The following is a 1,529-nucleotide window of genomic DNA, read 5'->3' on the forward strand; positions in this document are numbered from 1 at the left end:
GACAAGTTGATCAGTGCTATCGACAAGTACCTTGAATCTCAAGACGACTCGATGGGCGATCTGGATGACGCCGATTTAGATATCGATATTGATGACGGCTCATCAGATAAGGAAGATGAAGCTATCAGCAACGAGGCCGACGACGCTCCGATCGTTAAGTACGTTAACAAAATGCTGCTTGATGCGATTAAACAAGGAGCCTCGGATCTTCACTTTGAACCCTACGAAAAAACTTACCGAGTTCGTTATCGTACTGATGGCATTCTTCATGAAGTATCTAAACCATCCATTAAACTTGCGCCGAAAATCGCAGCCCGCCTGAAAGTCATGTCACAGATGGACATATCCGAGAGGCGGATGCCGCAAGATGGCCGGATCAAGATGAAACTCTCTAAAACGAAGGCCATCGACTTCCGGGTCAACACCCTACCCACCCTTTGGGGTGAAAAGATCGTCCTGCGGATTCTCGATCCAAGCTCTGCGAAGATGGGTATCGACGCGCTTGGGTATGAAGACTTTCAGAAAGAACTTTATCTCGAAGCATTGCACCAACCTCAAGGTATGATCCTCGTGACCGGCCCTACCGGATCGGGAAAAACTGTTTCACTTTATACCGGCTTGAACATCCTAAATACGCCAGAACTAAATATATCAACTGCGGAAGATCCTGTTGAGATCAACCTAGAGGGTATTAATCAGGTTAACGTAAATTCAAAAGTCGGCCTTAACTTCTCGGAAGCACTTCGTTCCTTTTTGCGACAGGATCCTGACATTGTCATGGTTGGTGAGATTCGAGATTTAGAGACCGCCTCTATCGCGATCAAAGCCGCGCAAACCGGTCACTTGGTCATGTCAACCTTGCACACTAACAGTGCACCAGAGACCCTGACCCGTCTAATCAACATGGGTGTACCGGCGTTTAGTATCGCAACATCCGTATCACTTATTATTGCACAGCGATTGGCACGACGCCTTTGCAGCAGCTGTAAAGAGCCGATTGACATACCTGGTGAAACATTGCTCAAAGAAGGCTTTACCCAAGATCAAATTGATGCCGGCATCACAATCTATCAACCGAAAGGCTGCGATAAGTGTAATAACGGCTATAAAGGAAGAGTAGGTATCTACGAAGTGGTCAAGATCACACCAAGCATTTCTCAACTCATTATGCAGGAAGCCGACTCGCTCGCGATCGCAAAAGCTGCTGATGAGGAAGGGTTTAACGATTTAAGAAAATCTGCATTATTAAAAGCAATTGAGGGCGTTACCAGCCTTGCAGAAGTACAGCGAGTAACGAAGGAATAATCATGGCAGAAAACACAAAAAAACTTATCGCTTTTGAATGGGAAGGCACCGACCGCAAAGGCAATAAAGTAAAAGGCGAAATGCGTGGTGAAACTCAAGCAATCGTAAAAGCCCAACTTCGAAAGCAAGGCATTAATGCGAAGCGCATACGCAAACCTTCTTTCAGCTTCGGCGGAGGAAAAAAGAAAATCACCCCGTTTGATATCGCAATATTTGTGCGCCAA

General features: G+C 46.0%; 1 protein-coding gene and 1 pseudogene. Both read left to right on the forward strand.

Annotation, left to right across the window (positions count from 1 at the left end; all coding sequences use genetic code 11):
- The coding region (pilB, locus tag A3750_RS15565; RefSeq protein ID WP_068548424.1) for a type IV-A pilus assembly ATPase PilB at window positions 1-1,305 on the forward strand (1,305 nt) is incomplete at its 5' end.
- A 2-nt stretch (window positions 1,306-1,307) separates the two neighbouring features.
- Window positions 1,308-1,529: pseudogene (locus A3750_RS15570) on the forward strand (type II secretion system F family protein); the annotation flags it as partial.

This window comes from Oleiphilus sp. HI0079, from assembly GCF_001635105.1.